The sequence below is a fragment of the Caballeronia sp. dw_19 genome, assembly GCF_018449515.1.
Taxonomy (GTDB): Bacteria; Pseudomonadota; Gammaproteobacteria; order Burkholderiales; family Burkholderiaceae; genus Caballeronia.
Genome location: NZ_JAAVUQ010000022.1, coordinates 104,233 through 129,772, shown reverse-complemented (window position 1 = coordinate 129,772; position 25,540 = coordinate 104,233). Strand labels below are relative to the sequence as shown.

The 25,540-nt window shown below is 58.7% G+C and carries 27 protein-coding genes; 4 read left to right on the top strand and 23 right to left on the bottom strand.

Annotated features, from left to right (window positions below):
* Positions 1-30 precede the first annotated feature (30 nt).
* Positions 31-273 carry a hypothetical protein gene (locus HB376_RS25975; RefSeq protein WP_213766593.1) on the top strand — a complete coding sequence of 81 codons (243 nt, stop codon included), beginning with the start codon at positions 31-33 and terminating at the stop codon, positions 271-273.
* Between the two features lie 210 nt (positions 274-483).
* Here the strand turns inward: HB376_RS25975 and HB376_RS25970 are convergent, their stop codons facing one another.
* Genes HB376_RS25970 through HB376_RS25960 form a run of 3 tightly spaced genes read right to left on the bottom strand, consistent with a single transcriptional unit; the run spans position 484 to position 2,243 of the window.
* On the bottom strand, positions 484-657 hold the full coding sequence (locus tag HB376_RS25970) for a hypothetical protein (RefSeq protein ID WP_213766592.1): 174 nt from the start codon (positions 655-657) through the stop codon (positions 484-486).
* 9 nt (positions 658-666) lie between these two features.
* Positions 667-1,977, bottom strand: coding sequence for a hypothetical protein (locus HB376_RS25965; RefSeq protein WP_213766591.1), 1,311 nt, complete (start codon positions 1,975-1,977; stop codon positions 667-669).
* Positions 1,974-2,243, bottom strand: a complete 270-nt coding sequence (locus HB376_RS25960) for a hypothetical protein (RefSeq protein ID WP_346730582.1) — start codon at positions 2,241-2,243, stop codon at positions 1,974-1,976. Before HB376_RS25960 ends, HB376_RS25965 begins: the two co-directional genes overlap by 4 nt.
* 649 nt (positions 2,244-2,892) lie before the next feature.
* On the opposite strand from HB376_RS25960, the gene HB376_RS25955 reads away from it, so the two are divergent.
* The 3 genes from HB376_RS25955 to HB376_RS25945 all read left to right on the top strand — a co-directional run bounded on the left by HB376_RS25955 (position 2,893) and on the right by HB376_RS25945 (position 5,008).
* Positions 2,893-3,483 carry an AcaB family transcriptional regulator gene (locus HB376_RS25955; RefSeq protein ID WP_213766590.1) on the top strand — a complete coding sequence of 197 codons (591 nt, stop codon included), beginning with the start codon at positions 2,893-2,895 and terminating at the stop codon, positions 3,481-3,483.
* Positions 3,484-3,562: 79 nt separating this feature from the next.
* The gene (locus tag HB376_RS25950; RefSeq protein WP_213766589.1) at positions 3,563-4,480 is read left to right on the top strand and encodes a hypothetical protein; all 918 of its coding nucleotides are present in this window, start codon (positions 3,563-3,565) and stop codon (positions 4,478-4,480) included.
* Positions 4,481-4,618: 138 nt separating this feature from the next.
* On the top strand, positions 4,619-5,008 hold the full coding sequence (locus HB376_RS25945) for a polymer-forming cytoskeletal protein (RefSeq protein ID WP_213766588.1): 390 nt from the start codon (positions 4,619-4,621) through the stop codon (positions 5,006-5,008).
* Between the two features lie 60 nt (positions 5,009-5,068).
* Here the strand turns inward: HB376_RS25945 and HB376_RS25940 are convergent, their stop codons facing one another.
* From HB376_RS25940 to HB376_RS25845, 20 genes are all read right to left on the bottom strand, one after another.
* Positions 5,069-5,398, bottom strand: coding sequence for a hypothetical protein (locus HB376_RS25940; protein WP_213766587.1), 330 nt, complete (start codon positions 5,396-5,398; stop codon positions 5,069-5,071).
* Between the two features lie 3 nt (positions 5,399-5,401).
* Positions 5,402-5,647: a hypothetical protein gene (locus HB376_RS25935; protein WP_213766586.1), complete on the bottom strand. Its 246-nt coding sequence runs from the start codon at positions 5,645-5,647 to the stop codon at positions 5,402-5,404.
* A 14-nt stretch (positions 5,648-5,661) separates the two neighbouring features.
* Positions 5,662-7,407 carry an ATP-dependent helicase gene (locus HB376_RS25930; RefSeq protein WP_213766585.1) on the bottom strand — a complete coding sequence of 582 codons (1,746 nt, stop codon included), beginning with the start codon at positions 7,405-7,407 and terminating at the stop codon, positions 5,662-5,664.
* Between the two features lie 12 nt (positions 7,408-7,419).
* Positions 7,420-8,286 (bottom strand): ATPase, encoded by an 867-nt coding sequence (locus HB376_RS25925; protein ID WP_213766584.1) that lies wholly within the window; start codon positions 8,284-8,286, stop codon positions 7,420-7,422.
* A gap of 241 nt (positions 8,287-8,527) precedes the next feature.
* Positions 8,528-9,145: a DUF4400 domain-containing protein gene (locus tag HB376_RS25920; protein WP_213766614.1), complete on the bottom strand. Its 618-nt coding sequence runs from the start codon at positions 9,143-9,145 to the stop codon at positions 8,528-8,530.
* 201 nt (positions 9,146-9,346) lie between these two features.
* On the bottom strand, positions 9,347-9,865 hold the full coding sequence (locus tag HB376_RS25915) for a hypothetical protein (RefSeq protein WP_213766583.1): 519 nt from the start codon (positions 9,863-9,865) through the stop codon (positions 9,347-9,349).
* 7 nt (positions 9,866-9,872) lie between these two features.
* Entirely contained in the window at positions 9,873-11,744 is a 1,872-nt protein-coding gene (gene traD / locus HB376_RS25910) for a conjugative transfer system coupling protein TraD (protein ID WP_213766582.1), read from the bottom strand.
* Positions 11,741-13,102: a TraI domain-containing protein gene (locus tag HB376_RS25905; RefSeq protein ID WP_213766581.1), complete on the bottom strand. Its 1,362-nt coding sequence runs from the start codon at positions 13,100-13,102 to the stop codon at positions 11,741-11,743. Before HB376_RS25905 ends, traD begins: the two co-directional genes overlap by 4 nt.
* Complete coding sequence (locus HB376_RS25900; RefSeq protein WP_213766580.1) at positions 13,099-14,163, bottom strand: type IV secretion system protein; 1,065 nt, start codon at positions 14,161-14,163, stop codon at positions 13,099-13,101. The genes HB376_RS25905 and HB376_RS25900 overlap by 4 nt, the downstream gene beginning before the upstream one ends.
* Before the next feature lie 2 nt (positions 14,164-14,165).
* Positions 14,166-14,933 carry a type VI secretion protein gene (locus HB376_RS25895; RefSeq protein WP_213766579.1) on the bottom strand — a complete coding sequence of 256 codons (768 nt, stop codon included), beginning with the start codon at positions 14,931-14,933 and terminating at the stop codon, positions 14,166-14,168.
* 39 nt (positions 14,934-14,972) lie between these two features.
* Positions 14,973-17,435, bottom strand: coding sequence for a type IV secretion system protein VirB4 (locus HB376_RS25890; RefSeq protein ID WP_213766578.1), 2,463 nt, complete (start codon positions 17,433-17,435; stop codon positions 14,973-14,975).
* Positions 17,429-17,737 carry a VirB3 family type IV secretion system protein gene (locus HB376_RS25885; RefSeq protein ID WP_213766577.1) on the bottom strand — a complete coding sequence of 103 codons (309 nt, stop codon included), beginning with the start codon at positions 17,735-17,737 and terminating at the stop codon, positions 17,429-17,431. Before HB376_RS25885 ends, HB376_RS25890 begins: the two co-directional genes overlap by 7 nt.
* 12 nt (positions 17,738-17,749) lie before the next feature.
* Complete coding sequence (locus HB376_RS25880; RefSeq protein ID WP_255631575.1) at positions 17,750-18,112, bottom strand: TrbC/VirB2 family protein; 363 nt, start codon at positions 18,110-18,112, stop codon at positions 17,750-17,752.
* Complete coding sequence (locus HB376_RS25875) at positions 18,113-19,156, bottom strand: ATPase, T2SS/T4P/T4SS family (protein ID WP_213766576.1); 1,044 nt, start codon at positions 19,154-19,156, stop codon at positions 18,113-18,115. It abuts the gene before it with no gap.
* A 332-nt stretch (positions 19,157-19,488) separates the two neighbouring features.
* On the bottom strand, positions 19,489-20,718 hold the full coding sequence (locus HB376_RS25870) for a VWA-like domain-containing protein (protein ID WP_213766612.1): 1,230 nt from the start codon (positions 20,716-20,718) through the stop codon (positions 19,489-19,491).
* Between the two features lie 2 nt (positions 20,719-20,720).
* Positions 20,721-21,008, bottom strand: coding sequence for a hypothetical protein (locus HB376_RS25865; protein ID WP_213766575.1), 288 nt, complete (start codon positions 21,006-21,008; stop codon positions 20,721-20,723).
* A gap of 12 nt (positions 21,009-21,020) precedes the next feature.
* On the bottom strand, positions 21,021-21,938 hold the full coding sequence (locus HB376_RS25860; RefSeq protein WP_213766574.1) for a hypothetical protein: 918 nt from the start codon (positions 21,936-21,938) through the stop codon (positions 21,021-21,023).
* 114 nt (positions 21,939-22,052) lie between these two features.
* On the bottom strand, positions 22,053-23,078 hold the full coding sequence (locus tag HB376_RS25855) for an ATP-binding protein (RefSeq protein ID WP_213766573.1): 1,026 nt from the start codon (positions 23,076-23,078) through the stop codon (positions 22,053-22,055).
* 268 nt (positions 23,079-23,346) lie between these two features.
* Entirely contained in the window at positions 23,347-24,873 is a 1,527-nt protein-coding gene (locus HB376_RS25850; protein WP_213766572.1) for a hypothetical protein, read from the bottom strand.
* 101 nt (positions 24,874-24,974) lie between these two features.
* Positions 24,975-25,424, bottom strand: coding sequence for a hypothetical protein (locus HB376_RS25845; RefSeq protein WP_213766571.1), 450 nt, complete (start codon positions 25,422-25,424; stop codon positions 24,975-24,977).
* Positions 25,425-25,540 lie beyond the last annotated feature (116 nt).

Below are 25,540 nucleotides of genomic sequence, written 5' to 3'. Positions count from 1 at the left end.
CTGCCAAGGGAGCATTCCCAAGACAGCCCCATGGATAAGACGCCGCAATGGAGGCGTCGCAAAAAAATTTGTGTTTCTTCAGAAGACCGTGAGACGTCCGTCGCCGTCACCCCACTCGATTTGCAGCTTCGAGGGCTCGGGTTCTATAAAGGACGTGCTCTTGCATGCCTGGCATTGGGCAACAATGCGCGCGGTCTTGTCGGCCGTGAAAAGTGTGAAGACTTTTCCACCACACCCTCCGAAGCCCATCTGTTGTTGGCCAAGCAGAATTGATTGTGATTCCGGCATCGCAAGATGCTCCGTATAGAAAGATGGAATGGCCGCCGAAGCGGACGAATTCGATGCGTGAACACGCGGTCGAAAGCTCTTTAGCAAAACGGGCTTGCTGAAGCACTCTCGGTCTCGGACATCGAATCGAACAAGAAGGTGAACCAGCCCCGAAGGGCTGGCGTGTGAGTCGTCTCCTGAACTACTGGATACGCTTCACAATGAGATGATTACCGTCGAGTTCAGCCAACTCTCCAACTGCGAGAGCGTTGATACGCGAAGGTCGTCGGCGTCGTAGCCGTTGTCTGAATTAAAGTGCTTTTCAGACAGCATGCGTGTGCCGGGATTGACGTAGGTCTCGTCCCACGTCGCTTCGTAGATACGCGCCATCGTTTCTCCTCACGCAGGAGAGACGGCTTGCAACGCCTTTCCAATCTCAGCCTCAAGATCGTCGGGCTTCGCCAGCGCGGCCACGAGACATGCGTTCATCTGGTCGATGTCGGTTGCCCGTTCCGACCACCCTTTTCCGTAGGTGACGTGCGCATAAATGCGAAAGTCTTGTTGCCGGTCTGGATGGTTCAATCCGAGGCGTTGCAGCAGGTCCGACATACGATGCCGCTTTTCCTCGATCGTTTCATCAGGATCGACGTCCGGTGCATCACCGCGTCCCACGTTGCCGTCCCCTTCTGATGAAGTGCTTGACTGTGAACCGTCGAGGTCAATCGTCCGTTCGTCCACCGCACGAGCAGCGGCATCGGGTTCGATCAGCGCGACGACGCGATTTGCAGCCTCGAGAGCCGGTACCGTGCCTTCCGCCGCATCAAGCAACGCCCCAAGATCGATATCTGCATCGAGGACCGTCAACATCTGCTTCTGCCTGACGGCCTGACCGTTTTCATCAATGCGCGTGATGTCGAATTCCCGCTTCGAGAGCCAAAATCGCGTTCCGGTGAGTCTGCCCCGCGCGAGCGAGACGGTCTGCATTGCGGAATACGCCTTTTGCAGCACGTAGATGGAGTTCGTCGGCAATTCGATCAGGCCGAGTCCCTTGATTTCCGGGATCACGAACAAGAACGTCGCCGACAGGTTGCATTTGCGCGCCTGATACTGTGGGCAGACCTGCGGGTCGCAAACGCCGTCCGGTATGTCGTCGTCCTGCCGGTAAATGATCAGTCTGCCGCCAAAGGACCGCTTCGCACGCTGCGCCCGCGCATCCCGTTCAACCGGGGCGTACGTTTTGCAGTAGCGTTTCCCGTCGCTCCCATACTGCGAGAAGAAAAGCCGGCTGGTCGTGTTGTAGACCGCCATCTCGTTGGGAACGTTTCGAAGCCAGTCATCGAAGGCGAACATGACCGGGAAACGATACAGCCGCAGTCCGTCGCCTCGATCCTCACCGTAGAGCTTCAGAATCTCGTCGGCCGTTGCTGGGTTGGAAAAATCCGAGCGGCGGCAGACGAAGTAAGGGACGTTTTTCGGGACGAGCGCGTTACTTAGTTTCAGTTTCGATTCGATGACCTTGCCGATCGTCTCGTACGAGTCGCCGGCCGCGACCATCGTTTTATACAGATCAACGGCTTTCTGATTCTCCTGTGCTTTACGTGTCAGCACTTTGATACCCGGGCGAATCTTGCCAATCGTGGGCGGCCGGATGGCCCGCTCTTCGACGAGACTGCGCGGTGTCAGATCCAACATCGATACGACTGCATTCATGATGTTTTGCTCGCAAGAAAAAAGATCGCCGCCGTGCGAAGTTTTGCTGCCCCAGACTGGATCTCGTGGGCAGCATCGCTACCGCGCTTCTCGGTGACATGGTGGATAAAAGTGGTTCGCTCGGCATCGCCATACATCGCGACTTGAGCCACCTCGCAACGCTGCCGCCATGAGGCGGTGCTTGTATCAGCTTCCTGGCGCTCCAGTTCGATCGATTGCTTGATCGTTTCCGCGATGCGCTGGTTTAGACGGTTCTGCAACAACATAGGCAACCCCCGTTAGAAAAGGCCCGTGAAAGCACGGACGAAAAAAAAGCCCGCACCGGTTAAGGAGCGAGCTTCGCAAATAGGTAATAGGACTACACGAGACCTACACGCCACGTCCCTTCTGGGGACGTGGCGCACAGGGAGCCAGTGAAGGCTCTGTCAGAGGACGTAAAGTCGTCCTCGCGCAGCATGGTCACGCTACGCAACAACCCTTTTTCGGAAAATACATTCCGCCGCAGGATCACGGATCAGCCAACTTCGATCGTTCTACCCAGAACAGGCTCTGGAGAGAGAACACCCGATATCCAGGTTCGAACGATGTACCGGCGCAAATGAATGCGGACCAGGTACGAGTATCACGGCTGAAAATTGGGGAGTGGGTGGCGAGTCACTCAGCACAAGAAATTATCCACACCAGTAGCCAACCGGTCGGAGCATGCTCAAGAGCACGGCTTGCAGAGAAAAGATGGACTCCGGGCTTGCGAGTCGAGGGTCGATGCGTCAGAGACGCGGGGAATAGAGTGAGTATTGCGGATTGGCGCCGCTGCATTGGGGCAAAAGCTCACAAATATCGCATAGCTTTCAATCTCTTCAGACGAATACGTTCAACGACAATCTGACACTGAGAGAGACCACCCGAAAAGATGCCATGGCCGCTGTTCTTGAAGAATTGCCTGAAGATCCGCAGAAAGACCCGCCAAATGTGGCCGAGTCGCAGTCCGGGCTCAAACCGATCCAGCGCCTGACAAGCGATGATCGGCTCGCACGGATCACCCCATCGACGCTCGCGCGAACCGAGTTCATGTATTACTCGCGTTATGTACGCGATTTCGTGCGCTCGGACTACAACTTCGCCGCTGCGAAGATGGCTGTTGCCCGCAACGGAAAACTGCGCGCAATTGAAAATGAGTTCCGCGTCGCGGACGCCTGGCTGAGCAAAACGGTTGCGGCGATATCGAGAAGACACCAGCGTGTCATGCCGGTGAAGGCCGAAAAAATAGAGTTGGAAATCAAACACGCCCTCTCCGGGACTCTCGTGCGCTTGCTGGTGCAATACGACCGACTCTTCATCGGCACGATGCGCTGCCAGATGGCGCTCACCGTCTCCGCGAGAGAACGGCAAAGCATTCTCGACGCTGCCGAAGCGCGAATTAACCAAATCCCCTTCCTGTGTATCCCGGACGCTGACCAGTTCGCGTCAGACGGCACACACGTTCCCGGATCGGGCATCGAGTCTTAAAGACTTCGCATGTCGATTTCGCGCCGCTTGACTTCAACGCGGCGTGGGTAAGCTCGACCTATCAACCAGAGGCGCTCATATGGACTTACGTGACATCCAGAGACTGCACGCGCAGTTTTCCACCGAACCTTTCACGATCGACCTGCCGGCGAGAATCGCGGCGCTCCCGGCACCGGAGAAGATCGCACGCGAAGCTCCGGACACAGGGCGTAGTAGGTGGTCGAGCCTTAAGCCGGGATTCAAGCGCTCATGCATCGCGCTCGCCACGGCGGCATTGGTCGCAACGGCCGGCGTTGGATCGGCTTCTTTGTACAAGTCCTGGCATGCCGACAAGCCCGCACCGGCCGCGCCCACCGCCTCTGCACCGACGTCGTCTGGCACGGATGCGGGGCTGGCCACCGCATCGGTGCCAACCGATGCGCAGCCGGCCGCAGCGATTCGCGAAATCGACGCCAGTCCGTCGCGGCCAGTGGCTATGACACCACCGATGGACGCCGCGAATCGAGGCGCGCCGGAAGGATTGACCGCCGAGCAGTTCCGTCAAGCGGTCGCCTCGCGCCCGCTCGAAACGACGCGCAGCGCAGTTCCGACCATGTCAAGCGACGAACAGCGCGCCATCAATTCGCCAATTCGACGTGCCACGACAGCCCGAGCGGCAGAAGTGAAACCGGTTCAGGGTGCAGCTCCCGACGACGCCGAGCGCGCACATACTCCGCAGCCCGTCGCGCCGCAATCCACGCCCGTCGCACCCGTAGCTGTCAATCCGGTCGCAAGCAGCAGCATTGCGACGGCTTCGCTCGCTGCAACGGTTCCCAGCACGCCCCAACCGACAGCGAGGCCGGCCGACGCACCAGAGGCCACCGTGAAACCTGTTCGCCAGCCAACGCAACGCGCGCTCAAGCCTCGTGCAGCACTGAGCGAGCCGTCGTCACCGGCACCTGAAAAGAGTCCCTCACCGCCTGTGCGCGCCGGGTCCAACGAAGTGCAAATGTTTTGAGCGAGTCGCGCGATGCGGCGCATCACCCTTCATAGGCAAGGTGCGACACATCGGCCCGGAGAAATTGGGAAACCACGCACCGCCCTGTGCAGCGCGCTAACCAATCCGCTCCTGCTACCTAAACCAAAGAGGTAACCATTGAAATCCAATCTCAACATTACGCTTGTCGCCGCAGGCGCGGCGCTTAACGGCGACCTTATCCTTGATCACGGCGTAAGCTGCTTCGGCTTGGTCGACGGGAGTATCGTTTCGACCAAGGGTCTGCTGCATGTGGGTGAAGGTGGCCTGATAAAAGGTACAGCACAAGGCGAGCATGTACAGATCGATGGCAAAGTCGAAGGCGACGTGCATGCGCGCGAATCGCTCGAAATCAACGGCCAGGTATCCGGAAATATCTTTTATTGCGGCACGATTCGGCTCGGGCCGAGTGCATCGCTGAACGGTGCACTCAAGCGCATATCGAAGGAACTGACTATCGAGAACGAATCCAATGTGAAAGAGATCACACGCGCCGTTGCAAACCAGTAGCGCAGCGCGATCACTAGAATCAACAAAGCCCGCAACGCGGGCTTTTCATTTTGCTGGGCGTCATGGCTGCCGTTTTCGCTGGACCTCTTCATATGCCTGCATGTACGCGCGCTGTTCGCCGAACGTTTCAAAATTATGCTCGAGTGCAGGCCTGCCAGCCTCGGCATCGGCTTTGCCATGCAAGTTGGCCAGCACGCGGCGATGTTCCAACAGGCTCCGCCTGTAGGCGAGTTGCTCGGATATTGTCGTATAGAGGTTCGCACGCGGGGACATGCCGGCTTCAGCATCGGCTCGGCCCCGCGATCGGATCGCAGCCATGTCGGAGGCATCCTCGACTTCCAGCCCATCCGGCGAGCGTTCGTCCGGCAACAGCAAGGACAGAAAAAACAATGGTCAGACCACGAGAAACAGGGCATCCCACCAATCGAGTTGGTTTCCCATGTAGCCGGCAACTGCCCGGAGAAGGCCAGTCAGCGCAATGGTGAACGCCAGGCATAAGACCGTGAGAAAGATTTCGAGCGCGAAGACCGGCGGATCATACAGCGGGACAGCGCGGGTAACGCGGCGCAAGACGAACAGCAGCGCGAGGGATGCCAGAACATGCTGGCCAGTAGACAACAACGAAATCGTCGCAGGCATGGAATGTTCCTGTGCTATGCGGCACCGACGCGAAGCATCTCGCCGCCGTCCACCGTCGTCAGTTCCGCCTCAACGACAAAGCGAGACGTGTAGTTTTTCTTGATCGCCGAAATCATCAACGATTCGCGCGCGGGGGTCATGGCCACATAGAACAGGCGCCGCTCTTCGGGCTCGGTACTCTTTTCGTCAGGAACGATCGTCTCCTCGGCCCGAGCAATCCAGACGTGATCCCACTCCAGTCCCTTCGAGCTATGCATGGTCGTGAGAATGAGAGCGTCCGGCGCCGGCTGATTATTGTCCTGCTGAAGGAAGTCGATACGGTCCTGAAACGAGCCGGTAAGGCGTGAGAGTACCTCGTAGGTCGCCTGAATTGCCCGCGTCGCGGACTCCTTCTTGGCATATTTCATCATCCATTCCGAGACGCCCGAAAGCGTCAACGAATGAAAGCCACGGTCGCTCAACCCCTGCCATTCAGTTAGCCGCTTCATGAACTCGCGGTAGTTGGTCGCCACTTCTTCGGGCAGACCAAGGTTCACGAGCTCGGCACGCCCCTTCATTTTTAGCTCCGTCCCCATGCTTTGATGCAGCGAGCGCAATTGCTCATTGCGCATGCCCGAGTGAGCCAGGATCGAATCCAGACCGGTTACCTTCACCCGCTCGACGATCTCCAGCAGGTCGCACATCAGCGCCCCCTCAGGAAGCTTCAGGACCGATTTCCCCGACGCACGGTAGTACTTGACCCCATGAGAGCGGCACACGGCCTCCAGCGGGTCCAGGATGCGGTTGGTGCGCGCCAGGATGGCGCAGGACTTGCCGCGCGCCAGATGCGAGCCCAGCGTGTCGATGGCGGCCACCGCTTCGGCGTATTCGTCGTTGTGCCGCGAGGATTCCACGCGACCGCCCGCGCCTTTTTCCGCACGAAGCACCTTTGGGATACGGTCAACGTTTTTGCGGATGAGACGGTCGGCCGCCGCGAGGATCTCCGAGCGGCACCGATAGTTGCTGCCGAGCACGACGGGCTTCGCCTCGAACTGCTTGATGAACGTCTCCATGCCGCGGTATCCCAACGCGGCCCGAAACGCATAGATGCTTTGATCGTCATCGCCCACGACCGTCACGATCGCGCCGGCGATCGCGTGCAGCTCAATCCACCGATATTGAAGCGGGTCCGTATCCTGAAACTCGTCGACGAGCAGGTGCTTGAACGGGTACGGCAGGATCGTGCCGGCTTCCATGCCGGCGACAGCGAGGCGCAACATATCCTGGAAATCAATCTTTCCATTGCGCGCCAGCGCGTCCTGATACGCCTGATAGAACCTGCCGTCTTCTGACGCGGGATCGACACGGCCGAAATTCGTCTTGATCTTCTCGATCGTGGGAATGACATCTTCCGCCTTTCCCTCCATGCCCAGATCCTGCATCACGCGGATCACCAAGCCCATTCGATCGCCGTCCGACGCGATATCGGGCGCCCTCGCTCCGGGCCGGGCAAGCTGCTTGAAGGCGAGCGAATGGAAGGTGCCTGCGATCAAGCGTTTCTTGGCCGAACTGCTGGCGCCAACGAGGATGCGCGTGCGCAGCTCGAGCGCGGCGTCCTTCGAAAACGTCACCGCACCGATGATGCCCTGATCCTCCTGCAACAGCAGCGCGGCTTTCGTGGCGATCGTCTTCGTTTTGCCCGCGCCCGGACAGGCTATCGCCACGCAATGGCGGCGAAGCTCTGTCACCTCGCGCTGCTGCGGGTTCAGGTCGTCGAGCATGCCGTGTCTCCGTTAGCCACCGCGCACCGTTGTCATCAGCCGCAGATGGGTCAGGTAGCCGCGCACGCCGAGCGGATTGACCTTCTTCAGGAAACGCACCACTTCGCTATCGACGTCGGACTGGTCGCGGATGCCGTTCCAGACCATGAAATCGAACTGATCCATCGCCCGGTCGAACTTCGTCATCGCCGTGAGCACGCGCATGGAGAAACGCGAATAGGCCTCGACGTCGATCGCCAGTGCGGGCATGGGGATGCTCGGTTCGAAGACGTAATCGCCGCGCTCGCGCAAATCCGCCTCGCTTTTCTTGCGAAAGCCATCCGCCACACGCAACTGTTCGTCCACGTACTCCTCGATCGCGTCGAGTTGCTTTTCGAACCAGGAATCGACCATTTGCTTATCGTCGGCACCAAAGGTCGATTGCCCAAAACGCTGCATGTTGATGCTCATGCGGTTCAGGTACGGCCACCACTGCTCGAACAACGGCTTCAGGCGAGTGTGGTTCAGACGCACTGCCACCTGCACGACGGCCGCGCCCGACAATTGGCGCTCGAGCAACTGACGACCGATCTCGCGCCGGCGTCGGATGATTGCCGCACGATCCTCTGCGGGCAGGTCACGGAAGAGGCGCCGGGTCTTCGCGACTTCAGCCTTTTTCATGATGGCATCGTCGGTCGAGATCACCCCCTCTTGATGCAGACGATCCGCGTCAGACTCCATCTGGCTCAACTCAAGCTCAAGGCTGCCGTCGTCTGCGCCGTCTGTCTTGACGATACCTGCGTCGCCCGCCGCCGGCACAAGCGGTGCCTCGCCAATCTGTACGGACCCGTCAGCCGCCAGTTCCTCGTTTACCTGATCCTTGTTCGCTACTTTGCTCATGCGTATTCTCCCTTGCCCGGACACGTCCGGATTCGCCGTTGGATAGGGGCCGTACGATGTGCGGCCGTCATGACATTGTTGCGTTCGCGCGGCTGCGCTTGGCTTCAAAACACACGCTATTTCGAGTGGCTTTCGTACGTGAGCCCCACAGATCGCTACTTCATCGCCACCGCAAAAAAAATAGCCTCCAACATGTTGGAGGCTATTTCGAAGAAAGCTCAGCAAGACCGTGTAGCTTTCGCTATCCCGCCGATTGAAACGACTCTGCCGCTTTCCAGAGCAGCAGGCCAAGCACAGCGCCCACAGCAAGCCAGTAGTAGCCTAGAACAGGCAGCGGGACGACGAGCACACCGAACAGCGTGCCCCCGACTAGCAGCAACCCATGCCCAGCCAGGTGAAATGACAACGGGCTCGCATAGCCAGCAGCAGACGCCTTGATCTTGCGGCGCATGGTGCCGTCGACGAACATCGCCGCCGCAAAGCAGGCGGTGCCGATCAGCCAGACCTTCATGACCATCGCCCGATAGATCATCCGATAAATCAGCAACCAGAAATTGCGCGTCCAGGTATAGGCGAAGGTCGACGCGCCCCCATCCGAGATCCCGCTTGAGTCTTGCGTTGCCACCATCGTGCGGTGCAGAACGCCGTTGTTGACGAAAGCATGGCGAAACACCTCGTTCGCTGCTCGGGTGACCTCGTCCGCGCGCTCGGTACCGAGCGAATCGATCAGCGACTGCGTCTCGGCGGCCGGAATCTGAAACAATGTCCGATCCGGAATCGCTGGCATCACAACGATCGCGAGCAAGGGCACGAAGAAGAACCACACCTTCAGGTGCGAACCGAACCGACTAGCCATCAGTGAAAGAGTCTCATGAGGAGGAAAAACGGAATGGCGATAGCCGCGACCATCCCGGTCCAAAGCAGTCCAGGGCGGTACCGTGCGATGACGGCGAACGCGTAGCAGCGGGCACCGGCTCCGCGCTGAAACTCAGCAGGAGGCTTCGCATTCGGGTCATCTAGCGCGCTCGCGGTATCCAGGGCGCGACGCGCAAGCGCCACGTCAGTCAGTGACAATTTCGCTATGATCGAAGCGGTGAGCGACATCGTATTCCTCGAAGTACATGCGAAAGGCCTCGCCATGAAGCACGCGGGCAGCGAGTTGGAAAGCGGCCGTGCGCTCGGTAATGTGGTCGGGGCATGGTTCGTCAAAATTTTCAACTTTCAGTGCGCTGTAACGCGCTTCGAACGCCGTGATCGCTTCGATCATTGGGCACCACACGTGGATCTTGTCGCCGTCGCGAGCGATATACCGACGCGCGTAAAGATGCTTGGCGGGTTCAAACAATCCCTGCATGAATGCGATATGCGCGTTACCCGCTTTTTTTGCACGCTTGTAGCCGCTCAGCGCAGACTCGAACATTTCCTTGGCGAGCGGACCTGACTGGCCAACGAAATTCTCGCCGACGAAATCAGCAAGCCGGGAGCAGGCATAGTCCAGTTCAGGCGCGACGATAAACACGCGGTTGAGTTTCGTGGACAGCTTGTGGTCTCGAATGATGTTTTTAAATACGGCGGACATGATTGTTTTAGCCTTCGATTATTGGTATGCGTCCCTGGTACACAGCGCCCCCGGATATCCGCATGAAGTACTGCAGGTTCGGCAAGCTGTGAATCAGTCGGATTGGTATAAGCGGAGCCTTTTCCAGTTGCAAGGTACGCGACTGCGAACCGTTGAATTCCATCGCATGAGACTCGCTACCGGTGCTCGTGCTATTCGAGACATTGACGATCCGAATGGCCGTTTCCCCCACCTTGTCGCTGAACCACTGTGCGGTGTCGCTGTCTTCCAATCGTAAGATGATCTGGTTATTCAAGTTCCCCAAAACCTGTAGCATTTTTGCTGCGTTTCCGAGCTTCGCTTCCAGATCGGCTCGAGCCTGGAACGCGACGAACGCTTTGAAGCCGGCGCCGCGGCCCTTATTCAGGATCTGGATGACCTGCTCGTTGATCGCCTCGGCGATTTCATCGATGATCAAAACGACATCTGGAGGCTTCGCGTAGAAGTTATAGATCGCGCCGCATACGGCCGCCACGTCCGAGAGCACCATCGACGCGATCGCCTTCTGCACGATGTTGTTCGATAGCGAGTCCAAGCCCATGTACAACACGGCCTTTTGCTTGATGACCTTGTCGATGTCCCAGATTTCGCGCTCATCGTCAAAATCATCTGCCTTCGGCGCGAGCAGCAAACCGGTTTCGCCGGTGGCGAGCATCTGCAGCAATGGCAGCGCCGACGCGATGATTCGCATGTAGTGCTCGCGGTCATGCGTGTGCGTGGCTACCAGACCGTCGATGGTTTCGTGCCCGCGGTCGTGTAGAACGAATCTGTCGACGTACAGACGCACCATCAGGTCGAGCCGAGTGACGTCATTCTTGCCCTGCGAGTTACGCTGAGCATCAACCGCGACTTCCTGTTCCCAGTCTGGCAGGCCATTCTCTGGGAAGAACCGGCGCAGGCAGCGCTCGAGCACGGTAGCGATCCCAGACTGCGCGTATTTGAGGATTGACCGCAGATTGGGTTTGTCGCCAACGTACAACTCGCCTTTCACTGCGCGGTCGATGAACAGAAACGCAAAGTCCCGGAACGGCCCCTCTTCCATCAGCTGAGCGATACGCGATGGAATTTCGGAAGGCTGCGACCAGTTCTCGATCGGGTTCAGGCGAATCGATTCCGCCGGCTTCGCCTGATTGAAATAGAGGAACTTGCGTCCAGAGCGTTTGCATTCCTTCTCGACCCGCTTCTTCCAGTCGGCATCGTTTTTGGGGTCAACGATGATCAGTACATCGTCCGGCGTGTGGATCACCTGGGTGGAGATCACTTCGTACGTTCGCGTTTTGCCGGAGCCCGTCGTGCCGCCGACCAGTGTGTGACCGCCCATTGCCTTGTAGTGAAACGGCACGCGGACCTTCTTCGGCTCCATGCCGTGGATCCAGGATGACCCTTGCGGCATCCGATCCCGAATACTGTCCGCCGGCGCGAAGAGCAGCTCGATCCTTCTCTCTACGTCCCGGCCGATCGCGGTTTTCGAGAGCCACTTGGGCAGTCCTGGAATGTCCGTCGTCGGCATGCGCAGGATGTCGTGCGCGATCTGACAGTGCTTTTGCGTCCACTCGTAGCCGGTGCCGAGGTACATCGATTCCTGACGTGCGCGCATCGTCTGCTGGGTGGCGAGCAACTTCTTGATGTGGATCTTGCTTAGCCACTTGGTCGAGATCGCCATCCGGAAGCTGAGCGCGCGCCAGGTCTGAAGCGCGCGTAGGGCGAGGACCGCGAGCCCGAACAGTGCAAAAACCCATCCATAGGGCATGCCCGACGAAGCGATACCAACGATGGAGACGGTCCAGACAGCAGCAGATCGCGCTTCGTACACCGGCCGAAAGTGGTTGATGTAGTTCATGCGACTGGCCGCTCCTGAATGAGCCGGCCCGCTTTCTCAAGGATGCAGATCTCGTTGCCGGCCGCCCGCAGCAACAGGCTGCGCTTTCGCATCTCTTCGATCAGCGTGTTACTCGTGACTCCGTAGGCGCCCACCAGCCGCTTTTGCAACACGAGCCCTTTGTCTTCCCACTGAACGCTCGCTTTGCCATTCGCGACGTCTTGCGCAAGCGCGCGGAAAAATTCGAGGATCATCACGGAGTCGTTCCCGAGGACCGCTTTTAGCTCTTCGTTCGTTGGACTTCCTGGTCTCGCTGCGGCCACATCCTTGGTAGGAGCGCTGAAAAGGGTCGCGGGATCAATCGGCCGCGGTGTGCTGGTGGTGTCCGCAGGGTTGGCGGGCTCGGCAGACGCCGTGGGTATCGCCTCGCTGCGCTCGATCGCATCCAGCAAGGATCGTGAGAGTGCTGGAGGTTGCGCCGCTTTACCCCCCTCAGCAGGCGGAGCCTGAGGTGCACTTGCGGGCGGCTGCGGTGCCGGCGTCGTTGCGGCGCTCGCGACTGCAGCGGCCGGCGCAAGAACCTCTCCAGTATCGAGATCGACTATCGTCCCCTTCGGCATCACGGGCTGCGCCTGCAACTCGAGCGCTACATGCACCGCTGAAGGCACGTCGAACTTCACCGGTGCAAAGACGCCCTGCTGAGCCTTGCGTTCGAACCCCACCGAAACGTCGATGGCCTTACGCACGACCTGATGCAACAGGGTTTCCAGCCCTTGCGGCACCTTGTCGGGATTGATAGCACCAAACATGTCGGCGAGCACAGGAGGATCCAGCCCTTCGAGGAGATCCCGACCAACGATCATCTGCGCGTACGTCGCGGTGCGCATGCGCTCCGGTTTCATTGCCTCGGGCCTGCGCTGCACCGTGTACTCAACGTTGCCGAGCCAAGGGCCCAATGGCCCGTGGCCGGCTGGATGCCAGTCCGCGTGATCGGAAACCCTCGTGATCACAAAATGGCGGCACGGCTCATCCAGCGCCGAGCACACGGCGGAGAGAAAAACGCCGTAGTTGTACTGCGGCTCGAGCCTGCGCCGCTTTTCTGACGTGAGGTCGGCGGCGAACTTTTGGCCGCCTGCGAGCCGCAACGCATAAAACGCTGTCTCGATCGTCGCCCGAAACGCTCCACCGGGTTCGCGGTGAAGCTCGGGCGTGAGCGGCACGGTCGAAAACCATTGGGCGCAACGGTATAGGACGGAGAACCACTTCCGTTGAAATTCGGTCTCGCTGCTTTCGTTGGCGCACTGGCGGATCAGTTCGATCCGCTTGCGATGAACGCTCAATAGTTCATCTGCGGAGCTCGGCACGTAGTTGATCGTCATACCAGCTTCGCCAGTTTGGCCGCCATCTTGGCGCCCCCAGCGCCGTTGACGCTTGCACCGCCACCGAAAATCCCTGCCATTTTCGGAATCTCGAAGGAGATCAGAAAAACGAAGATCGAGAGGTCCAGAACGTACACCGCCCCTTCCACTGTCGAACCGCCAATCGATGCCACGCTGCCAATTGCCGTGGTGATCGATTGACCAATGAGCCGCGTCAGGCAGGCAACCACCACCACGTACATGCCCGAGCTGATCATCCAGTCTAGCCATTTGGCGAAAAAGCCCCGTGTGTAGCTTGAGAACCCCAGTGCGATCGCGATCTGCCCGACGATAATGCCGAAAGCGGCCTGTATCTGTCCCAGCACCAGGAAGTAGAAAAACACAATCGATGCCAAGGTCGCAACGATAAACGCCAGGAGCAGGGGTATCAAAGACGGAATAATCTGGATCACACCTGTCCAGCCCGCTGCGCTGATATGGGCCATACATGCGTCGTAAATCGTTCCCGCGAGGCTGCCCAGTGCAATCGCAGGATTGACGTCTGAGCCATTTATGAGTTGGCCAAGCTTCACAAACCAGGTCCAAAACCCGGGGGCCACGGTGTCGTACCCCAGATAGAGCGCGACGAAAATTCCGAGGATGGTTATCTCCTCAATAGCGTCGGTCCACGCCGCAATTGCATTTTGAGTGCTCGCGAATCTCACCCCAGCCAACACCAGCGTAATCACCCCGAGCCCGAACGCGAACTTGTCAGCTTCAGCCCTGACCGAATGGCTGATCGTCACTGCATTGGTGACCGAGTCGCTGATAAGATGGCCCATCTGGTCAATAAATTTGCTTCCGCCCAGGGAGTACTCGCCACTCTTCGCGACTGCGCTGGGCTTGATGGCTGTGCCGGCGCCCCCACCGGCATTCTGTGAGGGCATGTCGGACGGAAAAACGTCATTCGTCCCGTTGGACTGCGCGCGAGCGACACCCGCACCAAGCATCGAAGCAAATGAGAGTGCGAGACAGACCATCACCATGCGCCAACCTTTCTTGAACCGGTTCGAGATATGCATGCTCAGTGCCCAAGTTTCGTCGCACTGAACACGTGATTCTCAAGGGCAGCACGCTCCTGATCCTGTTTGTCGCTCAAAGTCTTCTGCGCCTCGGTCCGGGCCGCGTCGGTCGCTGCTTGGGCTTGCATCGCGGTAGCGTCCTTTTGCTGCTTGGATGCCATCATCTGCAGCATGTCGGAGTTCTGGCTCGCGACGATATCGAGCATGTGGGTTGTCAACTCAGCGGTTGCCTGCTGCGTCGGTGCCAACGAGAGTTGGTTCTGAATGTCCTGCCTGCGCGTCGCCAGCGTCTGGACATGTGCTTGGACATCCGCCCCTTGTTGAAACAGCGCTTTCGCTGTCTTGTCATTGTTTTGGACAAGCGTGCTTTGATCGTTGAACCACTGGTCCGGGGTCTTGCCCGACTGCGTCACGAGCGACTGGACCTTGGTCAGATACTGTGCGTTGTCCTGCAAGCCACCGTAAAGCGACTTGAGGGTATCGGCGTATCTCGAGTAACTATTGATATCCGATGTGATCGTGTTGAACTGCGACATCATCGCGGCCGGATTCAGGTTGGTCGCCTGCTTTAGCTGATTGAGCATCATCTGGTACTGGTAGACGATGTTCGTGTTTTGGTACACCTCGGATTTAACCTGTTGCGCCGCCGTGATGGTGTTCTTGAGCAAGTTTGCAGGATCGATCACGGTCAGTTGGGCATGAGACACCTGGACCAAGCCAAGCGTCAGCACGCCAATGGATGCGACGGTGAGAATCATTCTGCGGAGCATTTTTTCGTCCCTCTCTTCATAAATTGGCATGTCGTGCAGTTATCCGTTGGCAACCGCATCGCGGATGTAGGCCTCCTGCCAATCCGCTGCACCCGACGCGTAGTGCTTGTCGAACATCGCCTGCGCTCGCCCGTCCGAGCGAAGCATGGCAAGTGACTCTTTCGAAAAAGACACCTCGAGCATGCGGGTCTGGCTCGCGGTGACCCACAAGTAGTCGCGGTTCGGCACCGCGTCGGAAATCATCTGGATCTGATGGTCGGTCAGCCCGAACACGTCGTGATAGAGCTTCTTGTTGTTGATCGCGTCCGGATTCGGCAGGTAAATAATGTTCGGGATGTTCTCTTTGAGAATCTCGAAGTTGGGCACACGTGCGACCTGTGAGAGTGACTGCGTGGCCAGCATCAACAGACCGTTCAACTTCCGGATGGTCACGGTCCAGACCTCCAAGCGCGCGTAGAACTTGGGGTAGGTAAAGAAGAAGCCGCACTCTTCGATCTCGATGACCGTATAGCGCTTGCCGTCGAGCCACTGCGTGATGCGGTAGAAGAAGTAGTCGAGGAACAGGGCGGCCGCCACCGGCGAGTTTTGGAAGAGATCGCCCATCTCGATCGAGATATCGTCGGCAAGCTGGAAGCCGTCTTCGACGTGGTCGAAGAAATGTCCGTTCTTTTGCCCCTCGGTCCAGACCGCCAACCGTTCCCGCAGATCGATCGGCAGCAACGTGATGAAAAACGACAGACGCCAGAATTCCCTTGGGAATCCCTTGGCAAGCGTGCGCACCGCGTCATAAATCTCCGCCTCCTGCCGCGGTTCGCAACTGAAATTGTCATCTTCGATCGCCAACTGGATCCAGTCCGCGATGTAACTCCAGTGCTTATCGGAATCGAGCATCGACAGCGGGTTGACGTTTGTCGCCGCTTCGAACCGTCCGGTGACATCGATGAATTTCCCGCCACCCAGCACTGTCGTGATCCGCGTCGAACGGTCCTTGTCGCAACGTATTCGCCGCGCGTCATGTCGGCCGGTCTGCGACATCAGGAAATTCAGAACGACGGATTTACCCGCGCCGATCGGCCCGATGACAAGCAAGTGGCCCTTGCCGCCCGGATGGTGCAAATCAACCCGTTGAAGCGTGCGATGCCGGGTCGGCAGGCACGTAAGCGGCCCGGTTGGCTTGCCTGACTGCGCAGTCAGCCATTCGTTGACCGTCCCGCCTTCACCGACGCTGCGCAAAGGCGCGATGTCAGAGACTGCGGGCGTCTCGACGAACTGCAGCCGTTTTTGCTGATCCCAACGACCCGGAAGCGTCGTCGCCCACGAGGCAAACAGGTTCGTTTTCTCGAGGATCACGCCGAACCCGGCATTGCCGATCGCGCCGACAACCTCTCGCGTCGCGTCGTCGCATTCCTCGGAGGTGTCGCCGTAGACCACCACCGAAATGTTGGCAAACCCGTATTGTTGGCCCTCGGCCTGCAGCTTGGCGAGTGCCGTGCCCGCCTCCTTGGCCAACTGTTCCCGGCCTTCGTCGTTCTTCTGCTCTTCTTTCGTGGCAAACTGCTTGATGATCGCGATCGGATTGAACGCAGCCATCTTGTAGAAGCCGCGAATCTTCTTGATGTAGGCCGACGCGCGCGACGTGTCGAGAAATCGATACATCACGCAGACGTCGAGTTCTGCGTCTACCTGGGTCAACACATCGAGCGCCGCTTCCTGAAACCCCATCCACTCCTTGACGCTCACGATCCGGGCAAATCGCTTGCCGTGCGCGGACTCAAACATCAGTTCCTGGGCACCAATCGTTACGAACGTCTCGGTCAGGTGACTGTCGAGGAGCGTGACGGGAAACCTAACTCGCCGCTTCGGCGTGCTGGGATTCGCACGTTGGTGCAAAAACGAAAGTGCGTTCTGAAGCTGAAGCCGCTTCATCTTGAGCCGCGTGACGCCGCCGGTGAACGCGTCGAGGATTGATTCGAACCGCTTGATCTCGCTTTGGACTTTAGTTAGATCGAATGCGAACGCGCTGCGGGCGAACACCATGTCCTTGATGGCTTCAAACAACGCGATGGGTAGCGCTTTGCCGCCCACCGTCATGTGATAGCCGATCTTGTCGAAAATCCGCGATATGCCTGTCTCGGGCGTGTACGCGAGCGCGAGCGAGTGCGAATTGCGGAAGTACTTGCCGCTGCCGATGTTGGCCTGATTGATTGCGTCAAGACGCGCATCGATTGGGGAGGCGAACTCGCCTTCGATACCACCTCGAATGCGCCGATGCGACACCCGCCACCAGGCAGTGACTCGATGGTCGAAATTGCGGCACGCGTGGTCCAGATTGTCGCGAGCGGCCGACGCTTCGTTCGCGTTCGGGCTATCAGCATCGACCCCTTCGAACTCGAAGACGGTCAAAAGAGACCCGTCTTTGTCGAGCACGATGTCCGGCGTAACCAGTGTCATCCATGGCGCGATCTCCTGCACGGGGCGTCGCGTAAAACCCTTTTTCAGCATGGCAGGTCCTGATCAAAGCCGTATGGACGCTTGAAGCGGACGTTGAACTTGGAAGATGGGCCCGGCTCATACACATCGGGATACCGGTTGTAGACCAGCATGACAAGCCGCCACCAAGGATCCGTCGATGTCTTCCAGCGCAAGAAAAAATGGCAAAGGACACCCAGCGCGAGGAACATCGGGCTCATGCTCGTGTAGCAGAGCAAGGCCGTCATCATTCCGTTGAAAATCGCAAGGCCACGATCAGCCCCGCCCATCTCGCGCGGCAACGAGAGACCACGGCTTACCTTGTGTGAACGCATGGGTTCTCCGACCTAGCAGGCGACCGTGATCTTCATGTGATCGCGCATGATCGGAATGGCAGCGGCTGCGATGCCGATACCCATCAGCACGATCGAAAAGAACTTGGCCAGCGTGCCTTCAGAGTTGGCAATCGCGATCGCGCCCACGACGATCAGGATGATGCCGATGCCGTAAAGATACGGGCCGCTGATCAGGTTGCTGATCGTGCAGATGATGTCGGTGACACTCGTTAAGCTCGAGTAATCGCCAGCAACTGCGAATGCTGCGGTCGACATGCCGCTCAGCAGCGCCCCGATGAGCATCGGCATACCAGGGCGCAAGCGACGCGCCACTCGGTTGGCCCGATTAATTCCTTTCTTCATTTCCAGCTCCATTTAAAAAACACGCTTGAGGATGTATTCGCCGTTGGTGACTCCGCGGATCTCCAGGATCTCGGAGATATGCCGCAGCGCGCCGGACCGGCGCATGTGGATGACGTAGTGAAAGCAGTCGGCAATCATCTTGCGAAGGATGTCAAAGCTCCACTGGGAGCCTTCTGGGACTCCCAACATCGCGAGACTTTCCAGACGGCTGAGAGCGGTCCTGCCGTTATTCGAGTGAATCGAGGCGAAGCCACCGTCGTGGCCGGTGTTCAGCGCTTGCAGCAGGTCGTAGGCCTCGCCACCGCGCACTTCGCCGATGACGACGCGGTCGGGGCGCATGCGAAGACACAGCGCGACCAGCAGCTTCATCGTGACGTTCTTGTCAGGGTTTGAGAGCAACCTGACGCGATTGGGCACGCGCACCTTTAGCTCCATCGTGTCTTCGATGGTGATCGTGCGTTCGGAGTGGGGGATTCTGCTCAGCATCGCGTTGAGTAACGTTGTCTTACCCGCGGACGTACCGCCTGCGATGAGTACGTTCTTTCGGGTCTCGACAACCGCGATAATCGCCCGCATGAGCGCTTCGTTTTCGATGCCCTCCTCGAACGGCACCACGTCTGCGACTTCCGGGCGCGCGTTCGCGGCGGAAAAGGCGCCCATCGCACAGTAATCTTCGAGTTCGAGCTTCGAATCACTGTGCTTGCGGATGCTGAGTGCGTGACCGTCTATCGCGGTCGGGCTCATCACTGCTGCGATACGCAGGTTATTGTGGCCCGCGTTGATGATGCCCTGGCTCGTACCGGCAGACGCGCTCTTCTCCACTGACGATGCGAGCGACCTGATGGCACCCTCGAGCGTGGCGGGGTTCAGTTCAAGATCCAGCCGCTCCATCTTTCCGCGATGTTCAACGAAGATGTCCTTGTAGTTGTTCACCATGATTTCTGCGGTGTCGGGCGCGTCGAGCTGCGTCTTCAGTACCGAGAGAGACTGAAAAAACATCTTCACGGCGTTCGCCTCGAGCGGACGCAGTTTGAGGATCGAATTCTCAGCGGTCATGGGGCCCATCGGCGGTCTCTAACATGGAGCTATTGTTAGGGTTTCGCTTCAGGGTCAGCGCTCTGAAAGACCCGCTAAATCGCGCATCTTTCAAAATAGCGGATGCCGTGCGACCGGATCGTTTTGCACCGCAACTCACCGGCGCATTCGCCAGGCTCCAACATGTTGGAGGGCAAAACCCGGAAAGCTCGCGAAAAACGTATAGCTTTCGGCGCTCACGCGGGCGGGCGACGTGGCAGGGTTTCATAGAGCGAACGCGCGTAAACGACCAAACCCGGCACGAGGCCGGGTTTGGATTCAAGGGATGGGAAGACGCCCAATGCGTTCCCCGACTAGCAAATCACTTCGACACACTCCCCGAAAGGGGCTTTCTTCGCCCGCGCAAGCGGCGTTGTAGACGCCCACAGCACTGGGTAATGCGGTATCGCCGCCGGGAACTTCCCGTTCATGTCTGTCAGATAGACCAGAAAGGCTGGATCGATCCCGTCAGCGATGACCCGCTCAAACGGCGCTGCAAACGCCGTCCCGCCACCACCGCGCACTGGGAGCAACTCCGGCGAGTCCCCCCGCTCGAAGATTTGCACCTGCGTCACGCGTGTATCGCAGTCCATCACGACCAGGCGCGCCGGACGCAACGAATAAAACACCGTCAGGATCTCCGCGTCGAACTGCGCTTGCGTCTCATCGAATACAGAGCCGCTGGAATCGCGCACGAAGACAGCATCGGCAATCGCCGGCGAATGCAACGAGGGCAAATAGAGCCCCAGGTGCAGATACCGGCGATTGGGCATGGCGAAGCTGTAGTCTTCTGGCGTTGATTGCTGCGCAAAACGTTGCAGCACCGCACGCCAGTCCACAGCCGGGCGTACCGCTTCGCCCACCATCGCCTGCAGGTCGCCCGGAAGCTTGCCGTGCATCTGGGCTGCTTTCGCGGCCTGGATCACGGCAATCTTCCACTCCGCTTCCTTCGTTGGCAGGTCCGCCCCGGCATACGGGCGAACTTCGCCGCACGACGGACTCGACGCACCAGGCGCACCCGATGAACCGGATTGGCCGGACGTTGTAGGTGAAGCTGATTGAGCGGGGCTTTGCGGCCCCGGCCCGCCTGCGTCACCGCTATTGCCCGGCTTCCCATTCTGAGAGGACTGCTCCTTCTTAGCCGCCTGCTTGGCCTCCTGCGTGAGTTGACCGTAAATCTCTTCGGCTGACTTGCCCAAGAAGCGGGAATCAAGCAACACGCCCTTTGGCAACAGCATTCCGGCCGACAGGACGAGAGGATTGATCGCATAGTCACCAGCATCGTTCCATCGCTCCAGGTCTCGCGCGCCCATCCGCCACGTATGGCCATTGGCCACGTGGAGGACTTCGTGCGCAAGCACGCCCCGAAGCTCAAGATCGTTCAGGGTAGCGAGGTAATCCGGGTTGTAACCCAGGTCTACGCCGTCCACCCAAAACGTCTCGCAGGAACGATCCTCGACCACATTCAGACGAAGAACCAGCGCTCCAAAAAACGGCTGCGAGAGCACCAGTTCTCTGCGTTGCTTCGTGATACGAGGATCGATAGTCATGCCCAATCCCACGCAACCTGAAGCATGTCGAAATAGTCTCGCGACGATTCCTCTACCGTGACGAAGAACGAACCGGTCCAGTTTCGGACCCACTCCGGCGCTTGTGGGAGAGCAGCAAGGGCGTCCGACGAATCGTCGTAGTCCCGCACTGCCCTTGCCGCTTTCTCGCCGAGACTGACAAAATGCTCAGTCACGTCGAAATCGCACTCGCCTTCGGGATCAACATCGACCGCGTAGTTGTTCACCCAAACCTGCGGGTGAAACGTTGCAAAGATGCGTTGCATGGCGTTTCTCCCTTAAGCGACGAGCTTGAGTTGCTGTTGCGGCAGATGATCCGACTCGATATCTAAAGACGGCGGTGACATGCCCATGAAGGCCGCCATCAACCCTTCGATCTCATGCGCCTTGTTGGCCACCTGAGAACGCAGCACCGACGATTCCTTCAGATCTGCGCCCGTATGCACGGCCAGATGCGTCTTGGCCTGATCGAGAATGTGCGTGAGCTTCGGATCGTTGGAAAAGTTTAGCTTCGGCAGCAACGCGCACAACTCCCGCACGTTGTTGGCCACGTCCAGCCGCACATTGCCACTCGCATACAGCCGCGAGGCCATCTGCGAAACAGCTTCGTACAGCCGGCCGACCAGGTCCTCGTTCGCGGTCGAGATCGATGCGAGAACATGCTGATCCAGTTCGCCGCGCAAGGTCGAGAGCACGTCGTCAGGCAGGTCAACACCAAACTGGCTTGCGTCCGGAAACGGCAGGACAGCCATCTTCACGCCGAACTTCTTGCTCATCTCCGCGAGGCTCGGATAATCGGCCTCGTTGAAGAGTCCGTTCAGCTCGGAGCGCGCCCGTTCCTTGAGGTCCAGGTAGTCCGTCAGGAAGACTGAGACAGCAAGATCAAACTCATCTTTGAGCGCCCGCATCTTGGCGGCGAAATCCATGTAGATCATCGTCGGCAGCAGCCGCACGCCCAGTTGATCGTATTGAAGCGTGTGGGCATAGAAATACGAGCGCATTCTGCCGCCGATCGCCAGCACTTCGGCAAAGCTTGGTGCGTGCTCAGGCAAAAGCCGTTTGTTGAATCGGCCCAGACCTTTGGCGTGGTGCGTTTTCTCGACCTCTTCGGTCACTTTGCCGTCAAAGCGCCGAGCGACCCACGAGGAGATCGTGACCGAGCACAACATCACTTTCGATTGAATAGACGTGTTCATAGAAACTCCGAATAAAAAGGGGTTGGGTAAGGCAGGAAGGGGCACAACGAAGAGAAGCGAAGACGCGGTGATACGCGTTTCGCCTCGAAGAAAAATGAGAAAAGCTGAAGCGGCTTATTCGCCGCGGATGATTTCACCGAGCGAGCCACTCTGAGCGCGTATGAACGCGTAAGAGTTTTGGATTCCCGGCGCGCGACGCACCGAGTCGCGAACCAGCAACGTGGCGAATTCACTGTTGCCGCCGGCAATGAGACGTTCGACATAAATCATCACGCGATCGAAGTTCGCCTCCGTCGCGTGCGCGGCGAGCGCCGCGCTAATTGCATACAGCGCGGCCAGGCTTTCGGGAATGCGCGCCGTATCGGGTGCCAGCAAGACAGCGGCCGGTGACGGTAATTCGCGGAAGATCTGCAGGAAACTGATGAACTCCGTTGCGGCGCCTTCGCCCACGGAACCCGCGAACGAAATGTGCTTGAGCGGCTCAGGCAAGAACGGCATCGTTTTCGCGACGAACCCCCAACTGCGGGGACTCGGCGTGTTCTCGATATCGCGCGACGTCTTTTGCACCGACAGCAGATCTGGACGGAAACGCAGGAATGCGATGAGTTCGGGCGGAAAACTCGCCTCCACGGCCCACGCAGCCCAGTCGTCGATACTTGGAGCAAGCTCGACCACGGTCGCAAAACGCGAAATCACCGGGTCAAGAATTCCCGAGACGCCGGCGTTATCCGTTCTGCGGTTGGTGGCGGCCAGAAATGTGACGTTTGGAGGCAGCGCATGCTCGCCCACGCGTCTGGCGAGCAGCAACTGCATCTTTGCGGCCTGAACGGCCTGCGAAGCCTGCCCAAGGTCATCCAGGAACCAAATGAGCGGGCGTCTGGCGTTCAGCGCATGCTCAAGGTGCCCGAATGGGAGGAACTTGGCCGTTCTGCCGTCCGGAGACGGAAACGGCAAGCCTTTCGATTCAGTGGGATCTTCGACGACCGGATGGCTGATCAGCAGCTCGTGATTGGTCAATTGCGCGACCTTTTCGACAATGTCGCTCTTGCCGATGCCGGGTCTGCCGGTAATGAGCACCGGTAGGCCTCGCGGGACGAAGAGCGATAGCAGTTCGGTCAGTTGGGAAGGCGTGACTTGCATGGTGGTTTCCTTAAAAAGAAAGCCCCACAAAGCCAGCGCCCAGAGGGACGTGGTCCCTGTGGGGCGAGTAGTAGACGAGCGAACGGATACGTTGCTCGGTAGGTCGATGCGTCAATGACGCGGGTAATGAATCGAGTGTAGGGAGATCGGCTGCGAGGGAAGCCGGCTAAACGTCGCTTTTTTGGGGTAGCTTTCCGCCGCAGGGTTTGCGCGACGCCAAGAAAAAACCCCAGCGCTCGCGAGCGCCGGGGTTGGTTAAAGATCTAGCCTAAGTCGATTGTTGCGACTGTTTAGACAAGAGTGATTGCGCGTACGCCAGCGTGCCGTCGCCGGCGCGCAGATACCGCAGAGCGCCCCGTACCTGTGCGTTCTTCAGGTAATAGCGACAGCTTGCGCCTTGCCAGAAGCGCCCGATCTCGGTGAAACCGCTCGCGATCGACAGCTCGACGTGTTGCGCGCCTGAAATGACTTGCGTGCCATTACGGTAGCGTGCCTTAGCAGCGCGGGCTTTCGCCCGATCCGCTTCGCGTTCCATCCAGGCGGCCGCACGGGATTGCTTCGTGCCCTCCTCCCATTGCGATTGCTGCGACTCGCTCATGCCCGCCAAGGCAAAAATCGCCCTGCGGCGCGCCGCGGCTTTCAGGCCAATCAGTTTCATGCCGAAATGCTCGCGAATGGCCATCTTGGTCCACCGATTCTGATCATCGGGACGGTCCACGATATCAAGCAACATTTGCATGTCGCCGTTCTCGAGTGCACGGGCGAAATCATTGGCGTACTGGAAGGTGCCGCAACCGTGGTCCAACGCGGCCATCGCACGGTGCAGCTCGTAGTAGCGCTGGCTGATCCGGCCATCCGCCCGTTCCAGATCCAATCGGCTGAACGTGGCGTCTCTTCTCTCATCGGCCATGACACGCCTGATCACCGTTGCGAACGCGGAGACTGGCTCGCCAATGTCGACCGGTTTGCTATACGCATCCGGTAACGGCTGCGCATCGAGCAACCCATGTCGATACAGAAGATCATCGACCTGGACCGTTGTCGGCTCGTTGGGAAGGAGCCGCGTCACCATCGCCAGCAACGCAGCGTTTTCCGAAGTGATTTTCTTCCCCGAATGCCGCACGACGCTCGCGAGCGGGCGAAGCTTCGCAACCGGTACGGCGCCGCGCAACTCTGGCACTTCAAGCAGCGGTATCGCCCAGGGAATGTCGACCAACTTCTGCTGCATTTCTGCCGTGTAGTCGCTCAACACGTCCAGAGGCACGGGCAGCCCGGCCGCCAACGCGTATGCAAGATGGACTTCGTGGCGGCTGTTGTGCTGACCGGAGTCCCCATAGACGGGTCCGGCGGCGCCGAAGCCGAAACGGGCAAGTGCCTCAGCCTGACATGTCTCCGAGAGGCTCGGCGTGCGTCCGGCCATCTGTGCGTCCGCTGAATCGCAGACTTGGTCGGATGAGAACAGGTACAACGGCTCGGTTGAAAGCTCGAACGCGAAATACAACAATTTCCAGTGCGGCCGGCGGATCTGCCACGGCTGGAGTTGGCTACCGTACGGGCGAAAATACTGCCCGTCGATTTCGTCGATCAATGCGAGGAAGATATCCCGCATTGCGCCCGACACGCGCACGGTAAGCTGTCCGTTGAACTTCGTGACGTGTATTGGCTGGCCGGCGTGACTCAGACTGACGTCGGCCGCCTCGAGATGCGCAAAATGCGCATCGTTTCTAAACAGCCACAATACATCCAGAAGCGTACAAAGGGAGCGCGAAAAACCAACGGTAGAAACGTGGTACATGACGATTGCCTCGGATAAGTGCGGGCAATCGTTCCCTGTCGGGTCGAATGCCCGGCAAGGGTTGAGATGCCTGACGGCATCAAAATTTGTCGAAAAACAGATCAGGCTACGTCGAGCTGGTGAGCGAACAAGCGCGCCAGCTTCCACGCGTGATCAGAAGAAAATACCTTTGCGCGGAGCAGCGGCATGACCGAATAGTTGAAGTTGATGGGGTCATGCGTGGCACCCCGGTAGATCCAGTCGACGTGAACGATCCACCCCTCTGAAGTCCCGATACAGACCGATACCGAAATCCGGTCGCGCACCAGGCGCTCTGGCCACGGTCTGCTGTGACGGGCGCCGGAAGCGCCTTCGTCAGGATCGTTCATGAGATTCGCGGGAGATATCCATTCCGGCTCCAGCTCGGTTTTGCGAAGAAACGAGGACAGCGCCGAGTAGACCTGATCGACCGTTTTGCCTTCCAGATCGAGCCTCGCCACCGCCTTGAGGTCCACCTTGCCATCTGCCGAAACACCCTGCGGTAGATGGCCTGCATCGATTACTGCGTTCATTCGAGCCTCCAAAACGAAGAAACGCGCCGAAGCGCGTAAACAAAAAAAGGCCACACCCGAAGGTGCAGCCTTAGCTAGTTGAGCGTGCGGGTTACCGCACGCCGTATATCAGTTGT